This window comes from Bradyrhizobium sp. Crot121, assembly GCF_059512385.1.
In genome coordinates, this window is the sequence record NZ_JCAMOR010000083.1 from 1 (window position 1) to 17,786 (window position 17,786).

The following is a 17,786-nucleotide window of genomic DNA, read 5'->3' on the forward strand; positions in this document are numbered from 1 at the left end:
CATGAGCATGTGGTCGAGGAGGTCCAGAGACGGCTCGATTCCAATCCCGACGCCATGCGGACGCGGCGCGAGACGGTTGAGCATCCCTTCGGCACGATCAAAGCCCGTATGGGTGCGACGCACTTCCTGATGAAGCGCCTAAGGAATGTCGCCGCCGAGATGGCGCTGCATGTTCTCGCTTATAACCTCACACGGGTGATGAACATCGTCGGCAAACCGCGCCTGATTGCAGCCATCCGCGCCGCCTGAAGGCCGGAAAGTGCGTCCAAAAGCGCGATAACGCGTCCCTCTATCCACCTTGGCCGGCTATCGGACGTTGGAACGCGTGGCCTGCAACGATTGTCGACCACGGCCGCGTCCCGTTTGCACACAACCAAGATCCACAGCGGACACCGCCTCAGCAAGGACATCGACGCCTTCATCGACGATCCGCAATACATCGCTTTAATGTCGCCGCGCCTCGGAGGCGAAGAAGTCTGGGCATGCGAGGTCTACGACGAAGCAGCTCACTATCTCAAGCTCATCTATTCAGAGGGTGAAATCGACTTCATCGTCGCCGGGTCGGTGACCGAGCTTCCTGTCGAATCCAAAACCATCGAAGTCAGGCCGGGCACCTCGCACACGATAAAAGTAGAACATCCAGTCGAAATCGCGCTCAAGAAGCTGAACTACCGAGGGAGCATGCTCAAAATACGCGATGTCCTCGATATCGTCGTCGTCGATTCCCTTTTCCCTGATTTGCTGCGCGATAATCTCCACTACGTGGCTCACCTGAAGGCCGGAATCTCCGGCAGGCTATCCGGGATATTAGAAGAATTCCTGCGACAGCAGCTCGATGAACTCGCTATCGCCGATGAGTGGCGGCCGCTTGCGAGCACGTGTCTCCAACGCATGAAGGAAATCGCCCAAGTTATCCCGGACCCGAAATAGGAACCTCGAACACGCCGCGCTACCGGCACAAGGCGCCGATCTTCGTTATGTAATTGGAACGCATGTACCCATTCCGGATCGTTCGGCAGTCGGCATAAACACGCAGAGTAATCAAGGCTCCTCTGGCCTAGCCCGCACTCGTGGCCGCCTCCGCGGCGCACCCTACCAAATGCTTAACTGGAAGAACTCACCCTCGACCGTCAAGGAGAACGGACACACCGACTATAACGGTATGCGGCCGTTCAAAAGCGCGGTTTGAATTCACTGCTGGGGCCGAAATGGCGCACCGCACCGGGGCGATGATGAGAACTACGTTTACGCTATAGCCCTCCAAAATGACGCCTGAAAATCTATCTTAACCGACTGAAATAACGATATTATTCAAGATAATTGGTTGCAGAGCCTCCTGGGGACCGGTTTGGGGATCAGGTTCTGCAGATCTAATCCAGAAGGTTTTGCCGCGCCTACATCGCGCTAGGTGCGGCTATTCAAATCTCTCGACTGAATGGCTACCTTGACCGCGAACTCAATCAGCTTCGGCTTTTACGAAGCGGCGTGTGGCTCCGTCTTCACGACGCGGATCGAGTTGTACTGACTGGCAAGCACCTGATAGTCGACGATCAGCTTTCTCGCCAAAAGATAGGTCAGTGCCGGATTCATCCGCCTCGGTTCCCATCCATCGCGCTGAGCGACCTGCCCGGTATCAATCGGCATCGACGGATCATTGACGAGGTCAGCCGCGATCCGCAGTGCGTCCTCCTCGGGCGACCATTCCATGAAGTGTTTGTCGAACGTGGCCGCTTCCGGTCCGGCAACTGATGCACCACCGACCAAGAGCGCCAAGAACCCTGCATAGGTGATGATGAGCGCACCAACCTCAGAAATTGTTGGCCATCGTCTCAAAATCAGGATGGAAAATACCATCACGAAACTTGGATAGCTGTACGTTATGAGGCGACTGGTTCCTGCCGAAAGAAACTCCAGACTCCAAAAGTCCAAATAGCTTGACACGTAAAACCCGGAAAATCCCATCAGGACCAGGAGTGACTTTTCTCTTATTGTGAGAGCGGCAGGACTCGTTTGTTGCATCTGACGCCCGGAAACAAGCAGAAGCACTAAGGCGATCGGCCAACAATACGCCATTCGCATTGCCAGGATCGTGATCGGGTCTTGAAGCTCGACATAAGCCAGCTTCACGAGCACAGGCCGGACCGAAATGCACGCGATCGCAGCGAGGCCCAGACCTGTACCAACGAAATCCCGTCTCGTGACAAAGTCTAGCGTAAGCCAATTTTTCAGGGACGCGCTAATCATCATTCTCGACTGATACCGGAGACTGCACTGCCGAGCTTTAACATATACAATCGTGGATTGCACTTTCGGACGTCGTCGACCTTGCCCGAAATTTTTTCGCCCTACGCAGCAAAAAAACTTATGCGGACTGGGCGTGTCGGGTGTGCCTTTATTTGAACTGATAGCGCGCGCCGTCGAATCGCTCGCGACGCGCAGCAACGCTCTCCTGGCAAAAGAAGTCGCAACCTCCGCCAACACCTCGCCTGAATCTCTGGCTATTTGGGCGTCGCGCGCGGAATTCGGAGCGGGACACACCAGGTCTTCATCACCAGCGGGTACCGACAGTCTTTGAGCCTGCTCCTGAATGCACTGGTCCCTTCCGATAGCTCGATTTGAATCGAGGATCCCGGATATTTGCCGACATCTGCAATAGTTGAACAGCTTCGAATGCGGGCTGTCCCTGTTGCTGTGGACTCCGAAGGAATCAGCGTCGACGATGGTTATCAAAGTGCCTTTCACGCCCGGATGGCTGTCACAACTCCCACCAAGCAGAGCCCACTTGGTGTTTGCATGTCATTACGCAGGAGAACTGCACTGATCGATTGGGCAAGGGAGGCGGGTGCCTGGATCGTGGAAGACGACTATGACAACGAGTTTTGCTTTGAAGGCAAGCACCTGCCAACCTTGCACAATTTGGACGCCTATGGCCGCACGTTTTATCTTGGCACGTTCAGTAAGACACTCCACCCGAGTTTGAGGGTCGCCTATATCGTGTGCCCAGATGAGGCCGTCGCCCCCCTGAGGCGAGCCGCAAAGTCTCTGCTGGACGGGATTTCGCTATTGCAGCAGAAGGTCTTGACAGCCTTCATCGCTGAGGGTCATTTCGCCCTTCATCTGAAGAGATCGCGCAGTATCTGCGCAGCCCGGAGTAAAATGGTGATCGATGCGCTGACCGCTCAGCTCGGCCATCGAATCTCCGTCTGTCGAAAGAGCTGCGGTCTCCAGATCTTCGCCACGATCGATGGACCGTCTACAGACGTCGCAATTTGCGAGCTCGCCGGCCAGAAGGGCTTAAGCGTATCGAGCCTCTCATCGCGGTATGTCAGCGCTGAACCCAAGCAAGGCCTGCTTCTAGGTTATGCGAACTTCGCCACCGAGGTACAAGTATCGCGCTCCGTCGACTCGCTTCGCGAATGCCTGGACTATTTCGCTCAGGCTCGTGCCGAACCCTAACAGACGGCAAGACCCCCTTCACGCGATTGGTCTACATCCCATTGCTGCCGAGATCGGCGTGACAATGCTATCAATGAGGTGCTAACGAATTGGGGAGCTCGTTGGAAGGCAGTGTGCGGTCAGCTCCGGACCGAAACCTCACGCCGCTTGGCTCCTAGACGAGGGTTCCGGCGGGTGTCAAGGATTTCGCATCTTCACCAACGGAGATCGATGAGCCTCGCTCGGTCGTGTCCGGTCCGCCAAGATGAACTTGATTCGGAGAACATGTCGCGTCAGAATCCGTAAGATCGTTCGGCCCAGCGCAGCAGCACGCGCGCATCATCCCGATCGGGCAAGACCACGCGCTGGTCACGCAGGCCCTTGGCGATCGCTTGACCAACCTCTGGCTCAACCCGACTACCATGGGTCATCAAGAAGAACCAACCAAATGGGACGCCGACCTCACGGTCGATGGCTTCAACGCGATCCATCAGAATATGAACCGAGGCGTCGCCAGCGATGAGCCTCTCTTCCGGCAGATGCAGCGGGCGCGGCACGAAACCGACCTCGCGCGTGCCTTTGTCGTCGTAGTCGTAAATGTCGAGCGCCCAGTGCGCGTAGACCCGCTCGGCCGAAGCGCTTGATTGTTCCCAATCCTGGAAGAAGCGATTCTCCCGTGGCACGTACTCGAACCAGTCCGGCACCAGTTCCAGGAACGGCGTCTCGGTCGTGCCCTGCCGCGTCACTTCCCGCACTACACGGCGCTCCATCTCCGGCCGCTGCGCCTCGCGCTTCTCGCGCTCGAGGCGGGCACGCCGCGTCAGGAAGCTCCGGACATGGACGACGCTGCTGCCCGCGCGCCCAAGCATCCGATAGAGCGGACCGGCGATTACCTTGTCGTCGGACATATCTTGGTGTGTGATCCATGATGGATCGAGTAATTCGCCCTTGCCCCAAGGGCGGTACGTCGGATTGACGATCGGCCCGGCGCGCCATTCGACTTCCCGGCCGAGACGGATTTGCACATAGTCCGCCGCGCCCGGTCCAGTCGGCGCGAAGGCGTACACGCTGTTGCCGTGCCATTCCGAAATCTGAAGGTCGCTCTCGCGCAATCGAGTCCAAAGGGCGCCAATGTCGCCGTTGTCCTTGGCAAGCTCGGCCTCCATCCACGGCCGGTATTCTGCAATCCGTGTCCCGTCGGCAGCGATCACCGAGCGCGTGTCCCGCCAATACTGGTCGTCGGTGTCCGTCGTCGAAAACGGAAATCCCGGAAATGCCTCTGTGAGCGCCGCCGCCAGCGCCGCTTCGTCAGCTCCGGTCGGAAGACGTGCGAGGACCGCCTCGATCGAGGCGGGATCGGGCAGTCGCACTGGGTCGTTCTCTGGAACTTCACTCATGCCTTGATCCTATCATTGTGCCCCGCCGAGTGCTGTGCGTTTTTCTCGGCACAACCTCCTTCTATGCATTGGGAGGTCCGCCTGGTGCAGTGTTCAGGTGCAGCTCGAGGGCCTCGATGCTCGCCATGACGTCCGCAAAGGTGGGCGGCGTGCCGAAAATCATCGCCGACATCCGTTCATAGTCGGCGGCGAGCTTGGCCCGCATGTCTGCAGTCGGGACGAGGCGATAGCTGCCCGGCACGGCGCGATCGTAGCGGTGATCCGGCGCCCGAAACATAAGCTCCTTGTGCTGCCGGCAGGCTTCCGCAAGATCGCGCATTGACGCCGTGGCCACGCCATAGTCCGGGTGGCTCCAGATTTGGTGTACGTCGTAATAGTGGCGCGAGTAGCGATTGAGATTGGGCACCGGACGGTCGGGCTTTCCTTCCGCGCTTCGCTTCTCGATCATTTCGGTCATTGCGTGCAGGATCAGCACCTTCTCCCAGAAGGTCCGCTCGGGCTTGACCGTTGTCACGCTGCTCACCGTGAGGTCCATTCCCTCTCGCATTTCCGAAGCGATGTAGGGCACGATCTCGCGAGGCTCGGCCGGCTCAGGATCAGGACGCGCACCCCCTTCGATGCGGACCGCCGCCTGCACATACGCGTCGCCCCTGTCGAAAACGCTCTTGTAGCCGACCACTAAAATGTCGAGCGCTTCCTTGTTGCGATACGTGTCGAAGCCGAAGCCGAGTGAGAAGTGTCCCACCTGGTCGGCCGCTTCCTCGACGGCTGCGATCTCCTTCGTTAGCTCGTCCTTGAGCGGACCCGAGATGTATAGTCGCGCGGCCTCGTCGACTTTATCGGCGAGCGCGCGCTGCTGCTGATTCACGGACGAGAGGGCGGCGATCTCGGCTTCCAGCGGGACGTGCAAATCGGCCTTATAGATGCCGATGTCGATATCCTCGGAGAAGCGATGGATCAGTCCATACGCCTTGCTGAGGCTTGTACCGCCCTTGAAATAAAGACCGATGGGATCATCACCCCGCCGATTGAACAGGAAGTCGAGCACCCAGCAAACATAGAGATCCTTCTCGATGTTATGCGCCTCTGTCTCCAGATAAGCGGCAACCGTCGAGAAGATTGTGCGACGATCGTCGACGCTCGAGCGCAGGATTTCAATGAACGTTTTCTGCATGGCCGTCTTTTGCGCCCTCAGGATTCGGGTCGCCGTCGCTGTGACTCTCCGCGAAGAGCTTACGTGCAATCGTTTCGATCAGCGGGTACATCCACGCCGGGACCGCTTGGACGTTGTCGCGTAGATCTTGTACGAGTTTTTCCCGGTTCGGATCGCGCGACAGATGCCGGACGATTCCGTTCACCGCCGCATCGAGGCTCGTTCGCTCATCCCGATACCATGTCAGTGCCTGGACCACGCGCATGGCGGGACGGCCCGCCCAGAATGCGGTCTTGGCCGAAATGCGCTTGAAGTCGAGCTTGTAGATGACCGGCTTGGTCGCCTGCGGATCACCGGCGCTCGCCTCGATCTCGATCGTCCGCGGATAGGTATCGGCATAGATCGTCGACTGCGCCGGAACGGCCGTCGTCAAGCCGAGGTCGTTCGCGGCCGTCATGCCGTCGACCAGCACGCGGAGCTTGTCGCGCCGTGCAATGGCATCAATGAAAGATGCACGTGGCGGAAACACCATCTTTCCGGTTAGCTTGCCGGTTCCCGGCTTGTCATAGAGACCGCGATACGGCCGGCGGATGTCGCCCCGCAGGGTCAGCCGCTGCAGCGCCTTCTCGACAGCGTTCGGCGTTCCGATGTCGAGAAAATCGGCGCGCGACCACACACCAGCCGGCGCCGCCTGGGCGATCCGGTCATGGATGCGATCGAGAGTGTCGGACGTGGGGTCGGGCATCGGCCACCAAGAGCTGTCCGAACATTATATATAAAATATGGTCAGTAGCAAGCCGGAACAGCTACTGACCAGAATATATATTTAAACGTTGGTCAGACCTCATTTTTCTCCCCGGTTGCGAAAGGACCGAATTGACGTCAAATCTATCTGATTGGCCATGCCCGCATGTCGAAGGCAGACGAGCGATCGAATGCGGCACAGGCTCGCGCGCTCAACGCCGCAGGGTGCAAGCGGCTATTCGAAGAGGCTCCCAGTGGGGCCGATGGGGGACACCGGCCAAACTTCAGGAAATGATCGGCCAGCTCCGCGACGGCGATGTCGTCGTGGCCTGGAAGCTCGACCCGCTGTCACGCAGCTTAAAGGGAGAAGATCGAAGCGGCGGGTGCGGGATTGCGATCGACACCAACACGCCGGCTGGCCGCATGTTGACGCAGACAAGCACTGGCATGACTTGGCTCGAATGACCGCAACGATAGAACACGGTCATTGAGGGTGAGAAGCGGCGCAGTGTTGACAGGCATCGCGCGGCATCAAATAATGCCAGCATGTTTACGGATACGCATATTGTTGCTCGGGTCGCTGGCATCCCAACGGGCGGGATGCAGGGAAGCCGATCACGTTAGCATAAACGTATCGCATACCCGCAGCTTTGCCTTGTCTCAGACGGACGGGGCTTTTTTATGCGTGTGCCTCGTCCATCGGTACTACGATGGAGTGAACAATGGCACAGAACATCTACGACAACCCCGAATTCTTCGCCGGCTACAGCCAGCTTCCGCGGCAGGTCCATGGTCTCGCCGGAGCACCAGAATGGCCCGCTATCCGCGCCATGCTGCCCGATCTGAAGGACAAGCGCATCATTGACATGGGTTGTGGCTTCGGCTGGTTTGCCCGCTGGACACGAGAGTATGGTGCCCAGTCGGTGGTCGGACTGGACATATCCGAAAAGATGATCGTGCGGGCAAAGGCGGACACCCCCGACTCTGCGATCAAGTACAGAGTTGCGGATCTGGAGGTGCTTGAACTGCCCCTGGCTTCATTCGACTTCGCCTATAGCGCTTTGACCTTCCACTATATCGAGGATTTCGACCGGCTGGTGCGCATGGTGCATCGGTCTCTCACGCCGGGCTCGCACTTCGTGTTCACGATCGAGCATCCGATCTACATGGCCGCCATGCATCCGTGCTGGTGGAACGACGAGGACGGACGCAAGACATGGCCGGTGAACCGCTATGCCATGGAAGGTGAACGCCGTACCAACTGGTTCACCGACGGCGTTCTCAAATATCATCGGACGATCGGGACGACGCTGAACACATTGATCGCGGCCGGATTTACGATCCGCCATATGGTGGAATTCGCTCCGACGGCAGAGCAGATCAACGATAATCCGGGACTGGCGGAGGAGTTGGAGCGGCCCATGATGCTGCTGATGTCCGCACAACGATGATCCGGCGTGCAATCGCGGGACGAACTGCGGTGAAACGGTGTCTGCCAAGGACCACGTCTGTTCGGCCGGCATGGCAAGACCTGCATTGGCCTGTTCTACGGTCTCACCGTCGCGGCTTGATCGATTGGAGGCTGGCAGGTGGGAATGTCGATGCCTTACGCCATCGGCCCATCGCGACTTTCGCGGGCTTGTGGAGGAATGTCTCCTATCCGGGCGCAAGCGAAGTATTCTGGGCGGCCCCTCCCTGTCGGTCGGTCACGCTCTACCCGCAAGCATTCGCTTGCGACCGGAGCCGCGAAGCGTCTCCGCCCTTCGGGTGACGATCGTTGCCGCTTACGGCTTCTGTCTGGTCCGCGCTTCTGTCCGAAAGTCGGCCCGAAGAGCACACGCAACACGATGACTGATCCAGGCGTTCGTCGAGGACGAGACTCGGCACCGAACGGATGTCCGCGGCGAGGACTGATTGAACGGCAGTGCCAATATCACTTGCCGCCGCGAATGCATTTCTCGCTTTGACGTCATCCGTGACGCGGGACCAACAGCCGAGGGCGACGCCATGAATCAGCAGCCGGGAAAAGATCGCGCAGGAGGGCGCCAATCACTGCGCAGGCCGCGACCCCGCTCTCTATGGATGGCTTTCCTGGTCCTCCGCCCGGCCTTCCACGATCAACCCTCAAGGGGTCGGCTATGGGAGCATGCCGCCGCTGCGCCTTCGGCTTCGCGGTGATCGCGGCCGGTTGAGGACACTGAGGGACGCCATCGAGCGGGGATCGGCCTCGCTTACGATGGAGCCCTCAAATGTCGCACGATCTTTCCCTGGCCCAGTCCAACGCCTTCGAGCTCGCCCGCACCCTGATGGTCCCGATCACGCTCTTCAAGGTCGATGGCGCATACGGCGTGATGCCGAGCGACGAACTCGACGATGCCGATGTCACTGTTGTGCACGAATACGATCCACACGAGGTCAGCCCGGCTCATTGAGCCGGGTTTTACCCTTGTGTGCCGCTGGCGAGCGGGCGGCCGCAAGGGAGGCTGCGCCGCTGCCGGCCGACGCGATGATGCCGGGTGGCCCGCATAATTCATCAATTGCCAGCCGCGCCCTTGCCCCCTTCGCTCTTCGCGGCAGGGGCGAGTGGTCCCGCAAGCTGCGGGAGATAAGAAATTCAAGCGGGAAAGGTCCGGCGCGGCAGTGCGCCGGGAAGTGGAGATGGAAAAAAAGGATATCGAAGAGCTGAAAAATCGCGTGCCCTGCGCCGCCGTGCTCGAGAAGGCCGGCTTTATGATCGATCTGAAGGAAAGCACACGCAAAGCAGTCAAATATCGCCGCGGCGGCCACATCATCATCGTGATCCATCTGGGGAGGGGCTGGTTCGACGCGTTATCCGACGCCAGAGGCGACGTCTTCTCGCTGGTGGAGCATCTCGATGGCATCGCGTTTCCCGAGGCGCTGCAGCGAGTGTCCGACCTGGTCGGCTTTGTGCCGGCGGAGCCCGTCTGGACGCGAGAATCCCGCGCGCACGATGCGGCTGCTGCTGCTGCTGATCGCTGGCGCGCGCGGAGCAAGCCTTGGCCAGGTTCTATGACCTGGCGCTATCTGCGCGACGAGCGTGCAATCCCGGAAGCCGTCATCCGCGCTGCGGTCCGGCATGACCGGTTGCGTGAAGGCCCTCACGGCAGCATGTGGGCGGCGCATCTCGACATTGACGGCGTGGTCACAGGCTGGGAGGAGCGCGGTCCGCAATGGCGCGGCTTCGCCAGCGGCGGCGGCAAGGTGCTGTTTCGTTTAGGACCGGCGAACGCGGCCCGGCTCTGCATCACCGAGGCCGCGATCGACGCCATGAGCTTGGCGGCGATCGAAGACCAGCGGCCTGATACTCTTTATCTGAGCACCGGCGGCGGCTGGGCGCCGGCCACGGTCGCCGCCATTCGAGCGCTGAGCGCGCAGCCGGGCGCACGGCTCGTCGCGGCGACCGATAACAATCGGCAGGGAGAGGTTTATGCCAATCGGCTCGTGGCCATCGCGCAGGAGGTGGGCTGCGACTATGAGCGGCTGCGGCCCGCGCCGGAGGACTGGAATGAACAGCTGCATCCGAGCAGCAAGAGGAAGAAGCAGGGGGACGAGAAAGAAAACCCGGCTGCCGCATGCTAGGGTGAGCGCTTCGCGCTGTTAAAGAACCAGGCCCGGCGTTGGGCGGTGCGGAGGAGACGAATGACCTTCAGTAAACATCAGTTCAGGGTCGAGCTGCGGCGGTTGATCGAAAAGCACATCAGCTCGTCGAGCACGTTCGAAGACTACGTCCTGATCACTGGAGAGCTGGAAGAGGCGAAGGATAGGCTCGACCTCGAGTCCGAGAAGTTCCCGGACGAGGAGGTCGACGCCTGCGAATTGTAGCGAGCATTTCGCGCTGATCTTCAGCCACTCCCCCGCCGCCGTGGGCTCAGCGCTGGTGGCCGAGCCCGATGCCGAGCTGATGCGCCTTGGCCCGAAGCGCCGGCACCGTGCGCTTCATTTGCTTCGAGATCTTGGCGATAGGCGTCCTGGCCTTCGAGTGTGCCTTGAGCGCCTTCAGATCATCCTTGGTGTATTCCCGCCGGATGACTGGCCTCTTCTTTTTGGAGTTTGGCATAGAATCCCTGATGAGAATGGGCGAAAGAGCGGCCCCGGTCGAAGTGTCTGAGCTTTGGCCGAGGCCGCCACCCGCCGACATATCATGCGGGCTGGTAATGACCAGCCTACGTCTCACGTTCCGCAAACGTGGCCTGCAAATTGCTGCATTGACAATCACGGATTCGCCTCGGGCGCTTCGCGCCGAGTGTGAGCTGATAGGGGAGCTGAACGTCGTCTTGAACTGAGAACTTTTCAGGCAAGAACTTCGACGCCTGATCGACCGGCATTTCGGCCCATCGAGCCAGAAGCTACGTCGAGATAATCCAGGAGAGCACGGAAGGCGGCTGAGCGCCGGCGGCGGTCGCCGCCATTCGAGCGCTGAGCGCGCGGCCGGTCGCACGGTGGTCGCCGACCGACAACAATCGGCAGGGGAGGTCTATGCCGAGCGGCTCGCGGCCGTCGCGCAGGAAGTCAGCTGCGACTACGAGCGGCTACGGCCTGCCGCAGAGGATTGGAACGAACAGCTACATCCCGGCAGCAAGATGAAGATCGAGAGGAGGGAAAGGAAAGCCCGGCTGCCGCATGCCCGCCGGCCGCGTCAAGGGTGAAGCTTCGCCCGCGTGCCGCGGCCCTTGACCCGGCCGGTCGGTGAGGTGGCCGCGGAGGAGGGGTCAGGAAGGGCTGAAGACGATGGCGGAATCGGAATGATGAGCCGCGCTTCAGCCCGACGAGGCTGAAAGGAGCCCGCTCATGACCCTCTCTCCGATCCGCAAGGTTTATCAGGAGATCGCCGACCGCCGGCAGATGTTCCGCATGTTCGATCGCCACGCGCAGCGGCCGAACCGCTCCGAGAATGACGACAGCGTTCTCTATCGCGGCGAGTGGTTCGAGATCGGTCAGGCCGACCACGACCATATGTTCGAGATCCTGCCGCCGCTCTGGATGCGCGCCGACATGTTCGCGATGCGCGAATTCATGACTGGCGGTCACAAGCGTCTTCTTCTCGCTTTTGGTCGACGGCCGCAAGCGGTTCTTCCATGGCTATTGCGATCTCTCGGATCGCGGCTCGCCGGAGCGCATGAAGCAGGCGATCATCGAGCGTGAATCGCGACCCGTGAAAGCGATGACGCGGGAAGAGCGGCTCGAGCACATCTGGTCGAGCACGCATGATGATTATCGCGGCTATGCCGGAGAACGCTGGGCCGAGCATCTGCGCGGCGAGCGCACGGTGCTGGTCTACGGCGGCCAGCGCGGCACGGTGCTGAAGCTGCTCGACCAGCTGACTGGCGCAGAGATCGCCGTGAAACTGCCGGTGCATCTGCGCTACCTGCCTGACGCGATCGCGGCGTGAGGGAGGTGGTAATGTTCACATTCCCCATCCCCGCCGTCCGCACGGTCATCGAGCGCGGAAAATCCGACGCCGCCGCCAATGGCGGGTTCCGCAATCCCTATTACGGCCAAAAGCCTGGGGAGGGCGAGAAGCCCGGTCTTTGGTGTCGGTGACAACGGCGTCTACATCATGTCGAACGGCAAGCTCAGCGATGGCGCTCGCCCGCTTGTGGTCTATTCCGAGGAATGCCATCCGGTCGGCAATCCGGACTGGTTCGACTACAAGCGCCGCCATTTCGGCGGCGATGACGGCATCGAGTTCATCGAAGCCGAGCGGCTCATCCCTCTCGTCAATCGTGATTTTCGCTACACGCATCTGCGGGTGCAGCTGAGCGAGACCGACGTCTCGCTGTCGCTCATCGTGCGCGAGCGCCTCCCATCCCCAATCCACCGTGACCATCCGCACCCGCCGAGCGAGCTCGGCGGGACGACGGCACCTGCGCCCTCATCACAAGGAGATTTCCAATGGCGCAAGACGATCCCTTCACCCTCGACCTGTTCGGCAATACAGCGCTGTCGTCCGGCCTCGGCCTCGGCGTCACCGCTTTCGCCGGCGTCGGTACCGCCGAGCCGGACGATGACGACGATCCCGATCCATCGACACCAGCCCCCGCGACGCAGGTCGCGGCGGCCCCGGTTTCTGCGTCATCCGCTCGCCGCACGCGCGGCGCGAACTTCCATCTCCCCGGCGACCGCGCCCTGGCGAAGGGCTGGAAGGATCGCGCCCGCGATAACATCACCGCGATCCGGCTTGCCGCCGCCATCGAGGCCGATGAGCGGGCGGCTACGCCTGAGGAACAGGAGCAGCTGATCCGCTTCACCGGATTCGGCGCGTCCGAACTTGCGAACTTCGTGTTCCGGCGGCCGGGCGAGGCCGAGTTTCGCAAGGGGTGGGAGGCGATCGGAATAGACCTTGAGGATGCCGTCGGCGATCTCGACCACGCCTCGCTCGCGCGCTGTACCCAGTACGCGCATTTCACGCCGGAGTTCATCGTCCGCGCCATCTGGGCGGGCCTGCAGCGTCTGGGCTGGCGCGGCGGTCGCGTGCTTGAGCCCGGTATCGGCACAGGGCTGTTTCCGGCGCTGATGCAGGAGGGAGTCCGCGAGGCCTCGCATGTCACCGGGATCGAGCTCGATCCGGTCACGGCACGCATCGTGCGCCTGTTGCAGCCGCGGGCGCGCATCATCGCCGGCGATTTCGCGCGCACGGAGCTGCCGGCGAGCTTCGATCTTGCCATCGGCAATCCGCCGTTCTCCGACCGCACTGTGCGCTCGGATCGTGCGTACCGGTCGCTGGGCCTTCGCCTGCATGATTATTTCATTGCGCGGGCGGTCGATTTGCTGAAGCCCGGCGGGCTCGCCGCCTTCGAGACCAGTTCGGGCACGATGGACAAGGCGGATGCGTCGGCGCGCGAGCATATCGCCAAATCCGCCGACCTGATTGCTGCGATCCGGCTGCCCGAGGGCAGTTTCCGCGCCAGCGCCGGAACCGACGTCGTCGTCGACATCCTGTTCTTCCGGAAGCGCAAGATCGGCGACCCTGAAGGCGATCGGTCCTGGCTCGATGTCGATGAAGTCCGTCCTGCGACGCAGGATGAGGGCGCCATCCGCGTGAACAGCTGGTTTGCTGACCATCTGCAGTCAGTGCTCGGCACCCATGGTCTCGCCTCCGGTCCCTTCGGCGAGACCTACACATGCTCTCCCCGCGCAGGCGAGGACCTCGACGTCGCACTCTCGGCCGTCATCGCTCTCCTTCCGGAAGCGCTCTACGACGGCGAACCCGACGTGCTCGATCCCCATCTGGAGGACGCCGGCGATCCGGCCGGCGCCGATCTGCCGTCCGACCTGTATGTGCGCGAGGGCAGCTATTTCTTCGACAAAGCGCTCGGCCTGATGCAGATCCTCGACGGCCAACCCGTTTCCGTGAAGGTCCGCCAGGGCCGCAGCGCCGATGGCATCCCGGAAAAGCATGTCCGCATCATCAGGAAGCTCATCCCGATCCGCAATGCGGTACGTGAGGTGCAGAAGGCGCAGGAGTTCGACTGCCCCTGGAAGGAGGCCCAGGTCAGGCTACGCATCGCCTGGTCGACCTTCGTGCGGGACTTCGGCCCGGTCAACTTCACCACCGTCTTAACCGCCGAGGACGAAGAGACCGGCGAGGTACGGGAGACGCATCGCCGCCCCAACATCCAGCCCTTCCTCGACGATCCCGATTGCTGGCTGGTCGCCTCGATCGAGGACTATGACCTCGAGACCAATACCGCAAAGCCCGGCGCGATTTTCACCGGGCGCGTGATCTCGCCGCCGGCGCCGCCGGTGATCACCAGCGCGGCCGACGCGCTTGCCGTGGTGCTCAACGAGCGTGGTCGGGTCGACGTCGAGCACATCGCAGAGCTCTTGCATCGTGGCGCCCAGGACGTCGTCGCCGAACTCGGCAGCGCCATCTTTCGCGATCCGGCGGACGGATCGTGGCAGACGGCGGACGCTTATCTGTCGGGCCACGTCCGCGACAAGTTGAAGGTGGCGGAAGCGGCGATCGCGCTCGATCCGTCCTATGAGCGCAACGTTACGGCGCTGCAGGGCGTGCAGCCTGTCGATTTGCGCCCCTCCGATATCACCGCGCGGCTCGGCGCGCCCTGGATTCCGGCCGCCGATATCGTCGCCTTCGTCAAGGAGACGATGGACGCTGACATTAAGATCCATCACATGCAGGAACTGGCCTCCTGGACCGTGGAAGCGCGTCAGCTCGGATGGACGGCGGCCGGCACGTCGGAATGGGGAACGGATCGCCGGCATGCCGGGGAGCTTCTCGCGGATGCGCTGAACAGTCGCGTGCCGCAGATTTTCGACACCATCAAGGACGAGATGAGCGAGCGGCGCGTGCTCAATGTCGTGGACACCGAGGCCGCGAAGGCGAAACTGCAAAAGATCAAGGATGCCTTCCAGCGCTGGATCTGGTCCGACCCTGATCGCACCGACCGTTTGGCGCGCGTCTACAACGACCGCTTCAACAACATCGCACCGCGAGCCTTCGATGGCTCGCATCTGAAGCTCCCGGGCGCCTCTGGCGCCTTTTCTCTTTATGGCCACCAGACGCGCGGCATCTGGCGGATCGTCTCGGCGGGCTCAACCTATCTGGCCCATGCCGTCGGCGCCGGCAAGACCATGACCATGGCGGCCGCGATCATGGAGCAGCGGCGGCTTGGCCTGGTCGCCAAGGCCATGCTGGTGGTGCCCGGCCATTGCCTGGCGCAGACGGCGCGCGAGTTCCTGGCGCTTTACCCGGCGGCGCGCATTCTCGTCGCCGACGAGACCAATTTTACCAAGGACAAGCGGCAGCGTTTCCTGTCGCGGGCGGCGACGGCGACATGGGATGCTATCATCATCACGCACTCTGCGTTCCGTTTCATCGCCGTACCGTCGGCGTTCGAGCAGCAGATGATCCAGGACGAGCTGGAGCTTTACGAAACCTTGCTGACCAAGGTCGAAAGCGACGACCGTGTCTCGCGCAAGCGGCTCGAACGGTTGAAGCAGGGTCTGAAGGAGCGGCTGGAGTGCCTGTCGACCCGCAAGGACGACCTTCTGACTATCTCCGAGATCGGCGTTGACCAAATCATCGTCGACGAGGCGCAGGAGTTCAGGAAGCTCAGCTTCGCGACCAATATGAGCACCTTGAAGGGTGTCGATCCGAACGGCTCGCAGCGCGCCTGGGACCTTTATGTGAAGTCGCGCTTCATCGAGACGAAGAACCCCGGCCGGGCGCTGGTGCTCGCCTCCGGCACGCCGATCACCAACACGCTCGGCGAGATGTTCTCCGTGCAGCGCTATCTCGGCTACGCCGCGCTTCTCGAGCGCGGCCTGCACGAGTTCGACGCCTGGGCCTCGACTTTCGGAGACGTCTCGACCGAGCTCGAGCTCCAGCCGTCCGGTAAGTACAAGCCGGTGACGCGCTTTGCCACCTCAACGTGCCGGAGCTGATCGCGATGTTCCGCTCCTTCGCCGACGTGGTGATGCCGGACGATCTGCGTCAATATTTGAAAGTGCCGTCACTCTCGACCGGCCGGCGCCAGATCCTGACGTCCAAGCCGACGGCCGCCTTCAGGCGCTACCAAACGCTGCTCGACCAGCGCATCAAGGAGATCGAGATGCGCGATCGGCCGCCGGAGCCCGGCGACGACATCCTGCTCTCCGTCATCACGGACGGTCGCCACGCGGCGATCGACCTGCGGTTTGTCGATCCCGACAATGATAATGAGCCCGACAACAAGCTCAACGATCTGATCGCGAACGCCTTCCGCATCTGGAAGGAGACCGCGGAAAACCCCTATGTGCGCCCGGACGGTAAGCCGTACGAGCGTCCCGGCGCGGCGCAGATGATCTTCTCCGATCTTGGCACGATCAGCGTCGAGAAGAGCCGGGGCTTCTCGGCCTATCGCTGGATCCGGGACGAGCTCATTCGCATGGGCGTGCCCGCCCCGGAAATTGCCTTCATGCAGGACTACAAGAAGTCCGAGGCCAAGCAGCGCCTGTTCGGCGACGTGCGCGCCGGCAAAGTCCGCTTCCTGATCGGTTCCTCCGACACGATGGGTACCGGGGTCAATGCGCAGTTGCGCCTCAAGGCGCTGCATCATCTCGACGTGCCCTGGTTGCCCTCCCAGATCGAGCAGCGCGAAGGGCGCATCGTGCGTCAGGGCAATCAGCACGACGAGGTCGATGTTTTCGCCTACGCGACTGAGGGCTCGCTCGATGCGACCATGTGGCAGAACAATGAGCGCAAGGCCCGCTTCATCGCGGCCGCGCTCTCGGGTGATACCTCGATTCGCCGGCTCGAAGATTTGGGCGAGGGGCAGGCGAACCAGTTCGCCATGGCGAAGGCGATCGCATCCGGCGACCAGCGCCTGATGCAGAAGGCGGGGTTAGAGGCCGACATCGCGCGGCTGGAGCGTTTGCGCGCCGCTCATGTCGATGATCAGCATGCCGTGCGCCGTCAGATGCGCGACGCCGAGCGCGAGATCGAGTTTTCGACCCGGCGCATCGCGCAGATCGGACAAGACATCGAACGCCTTGTGCCGACAGCGGGCGAGGCCTTTGCGATGAGCATGAATGGCAGGCCCTATACCGAACGCAAGGAGGCCGGCCGCGCGCTGATGAGGGAAATTCTGACCCTCGTGCAGCTTCAGCAGGAAGGCGAAACCGTCATCGCCTCGATCGGCGGCTTCGACCTCGAATATTCCGGCGAGCGCTTCGGACGCGACGGCTATCGCTACACCACCATGCTGTTGCGGACCGCCGCCGAATACGAGATCGACCTGTCAGTCACCGTGGCCCCGCTTGGCGCAGTCTCCCGCCTGGAGCACGCGCTCGCTGATTTCGAGGGGGAACGGGAACGCTTTCGTCAGCGTCTCGCCGATGCACGGCGGCGCCTTGCGTCCTATCAGTCCCGCGAAGGCGGCGCCTTTGCCTTCGCCGACGAGCTCGCCGAGAAGCGCCGGCAACTCGTCGAGGTCGAGAAGGCGCTCTCCTCGGACATCGAAGGGGTAGGCGAGGTGAGGGCGATCGCGGCTTAGACGCTCTCAGCACCCCTCTGTCACCGCAATTACCGTGTCTCA

13 protein-coding genes and 3 pseudogenes are annotated in these 17,786 nt (G+C 61.6%); 11 read left to right on the forward strand and 5 right to left on the reverse strand.

Annotated elements, in window-relative coordinates; translation table 11 throughout:
• Both AC5ZGW_RS38705 and AC5ZGW_RS38710 read left to right on the forward strand, forming a co-directional pair.
• A partial coding sequence (locus AC5ZGW_RS38705; protein ID WP_496114065.1) for a transposase occupies window positions 1-249 on the forward strand: 249 nt, incomplete at its 5' end.
• A gap of 90 nt (window positions 250-339) precedes the next feature.
• On the forward strand, window positions 340-930 hold the full coding sequence (locus AC5ZGW_RS38710) for a nucleotidyl transferase AbiEii/AbiGii toxin family protein (RefSeq protein ID WP_130228674.1): 591 nt from the start codon (window positions 340-342) through the stop codon (window positions 928-930).
• A 543-nt stretch (window positions 931-1,473) separates the two neighbouring features.
• On the opposite strand, the gene AC5ZGW_RS38715 is transcribed toward AC5ZGW_RS38710, so the two are convergent.
• Window positions 1,474-2,247 carry a DMT family transporter gene (locus tag AC5ZGW_RS38715; RefSeq protein ID WP_130228675.1) on the reverse strand — a complete coding sequence of 258 codons (774 nt, stop codon included), beginning with the start codon at window positions 2,245-2,247 and terminating at the stop codon, window positions 1,474-1,476.
• Window positions 2,248-2,637: 390 nt separating this feature from the next.
• Between AC5ZGW_RS38715 and AC5ZGW_RS38720 the strand changes: the two genes are divergently transcribed.
• Window positions 2,638-3,456, forward strand: coding sequence for an aminotransferase-like domain-containing protein (locus AC5ZGW_RS38720; protein ID WP_130228676.1), 819 nt, complete (start codon window positions 2,638-2,640; stop codon window positions 3,454-3,456).
• 272 nt (window positions 3,457-3,728) lie between these two features.
• Here the strand turns inward: AC5ZGW_RS38720 and AC5ZGW_RS38725 are convergent, their stop codons facing one another.
• The 3 genes from AC5ZGW_RS38725 to AC5ZGW_RS38735 all read right to left on the reverse strand — a co-directional run bounded on the left by AC5ZGW_RS38725 (window position 3,729) and on the right by AC5ZGW_RS38735 (window position 6,730).
• Window positions 3,729-4,832: a hypothetical protein gene (locus AC5ZGW_RS38725; RefSeq protein ID WP_130228677.1), complete on the reverse strand. Its 1,104-nt coding sequence runs from the start codon at window positions 4,830-4,832 to the stop codon at window positions 3,729-3,731.
• Between the two features lie 61 nt (window positions 4,833-4,893).
• Window positions 4,894-6,006, reverse strand: a complete 1,113-nt coding sequence (locus tag AC5ZGW_RS38730) for a nucleotidyl transferase AbiEii/AbiGii toxin family protein (RefSeq protein WP_130228678.1) — start codon at window positions 6,004-6,006, stop codon at window positions 4,894-4,896.
• A complete protein-coding gene (locus tag AC5ZGW_RS38735) occupies window positions 5,987-6,730 on the reverse strand; it encodes a DUF6088 family protein (protein ID WP_130228679.1) in 744 nt (247 codons plus the stop codon). Before AC5ZGW_RS38735 ends, AC5ZGW_RS38730 begins: the two co-directional genes overlap by 20 nt.
• Window positions 6,731-7,020: 290 nt before the next feature.
• Here AC5ZGW_RS38735 and AC5ZGW_RS38740 point away from each other — a divergent pair, with 290 nt between their 5' ends.
• The 5 genes from AC5ZGW_RS38740 (at window position 7,021) to AC5ZGW_RS38760 (ending at window position 10,572) form a co-directional block, all read left to right on the forward strand.
• Complete coding sequence (locus AC5ZGW_RS38740; RefSeq protein WP_245474955.1) at window positions 7,021-7,194, forward strand: recombinase family protein; 174 nt, start codon at window positions 7,021-7,023, stop codon at window positions 7,192-7,194.
• Window positions 7,195-7,451: 257 nt separating this feature from the next.
• Window positions 7,452-8,180: a class I SAM-dependent methyltransferase gene (locus AC5ZGW_RS38745; RefSeq protein WP_130228680.1), complete on the forward strand. Its 729-nt coding sequence runs from the start codon at window positions 7,452-7,454 to the stop codon at window positions 8,178-8,180.
• Window positions 8,181-8,978: 798 nt separating this feature from the next.
• Window positions 8,979-9,161 carry a hypothetical protein gene (locus tag AC5ZGW_RS38750; protein WP_130228681.1) on the forward strand — a complete coding sequence of 61 codons (183 nt, stop codon included), beginning with the start codon at window positions 8,979-8,981 and terminating at the stop codon, window positions 9,159-9,161.
• A 151-nt stretch (window positions 9,162-9,312) separates the two neighbouring features.
• A complete protein-coding gene (locus AC5ZGW_RS38755) occupies window positions 9,313-10,329 on the forward strand; it encodes a DUF3991 and toprim domain-containing protein (protein ID WP_245474956.1) in 1,017 nt (338 codons plus the stop codon).
• Window positions 10,330-10,389: 60 nt separating this feature from the next.
• Window positions 10,390-10,572 (forward strand): hypothetical protein, encoded by a 183-nt coding sequence (locus tag AC5ZGW_RS38760; RefSeq protein WP_130228682.1) that lies wholly within the window; start codon window positions 10,390-10,392, stop codon window positions 10,570-10,572.
• 46 nt (window positions 10,573-10,618) lie between these two features.
• On the opposite strand, the gene AC5ZGW_RS38765 is transcribed toward AC5ZGW_RS38760, so the two are convergent.
• Window positions 10,619-10,807, reverse strand: a complete 189-nt coding sequence (locus tag AC5ZGW_RS38765; protein WP_130228683.1) for a hypothetical protein — start codon at window positions 10,805-10,807, stop codon at window positions 10,619-10,621.
• 731 nt (window positions 10,808-11,538) lie between these two features.
• On the opposite strand from AC5ZGW_RS38765, the pseudogene AC5ZGW_RS38770 reads away from it, so the two are divergent.
• From AC5ZGW_RS38770 to AC5ZGW_RS38780, 3 pseudogenes are all read left to right on the forward strand, one after another.
• Window positions 11,539-12,139: pseudogene (locus tag AC5ZGW_RS38770) on the forward strand (DUF1419 domain-containing protein).
• An 11-nt stretch (window positions 12,140-12,150) separates the two neighbouring features.
• Window positions 12,151-12,544, forward strand: a pseudogene (locus AC5ZGW_RS38775) (DUF3085 domain-containing protein); the annotation flags it as partial.
• Window positions 12,545-12,642: 98 nt separating this feature from the next.
• Window positions 12,643-17,744, forward strand: a pseudogene (locus AC5ZGW_RS38780) (helicase-like domain-containing protein).
• The last annotated feature ends 42 nt before the right edge of the window (window positions 17,745-17,786 follow it).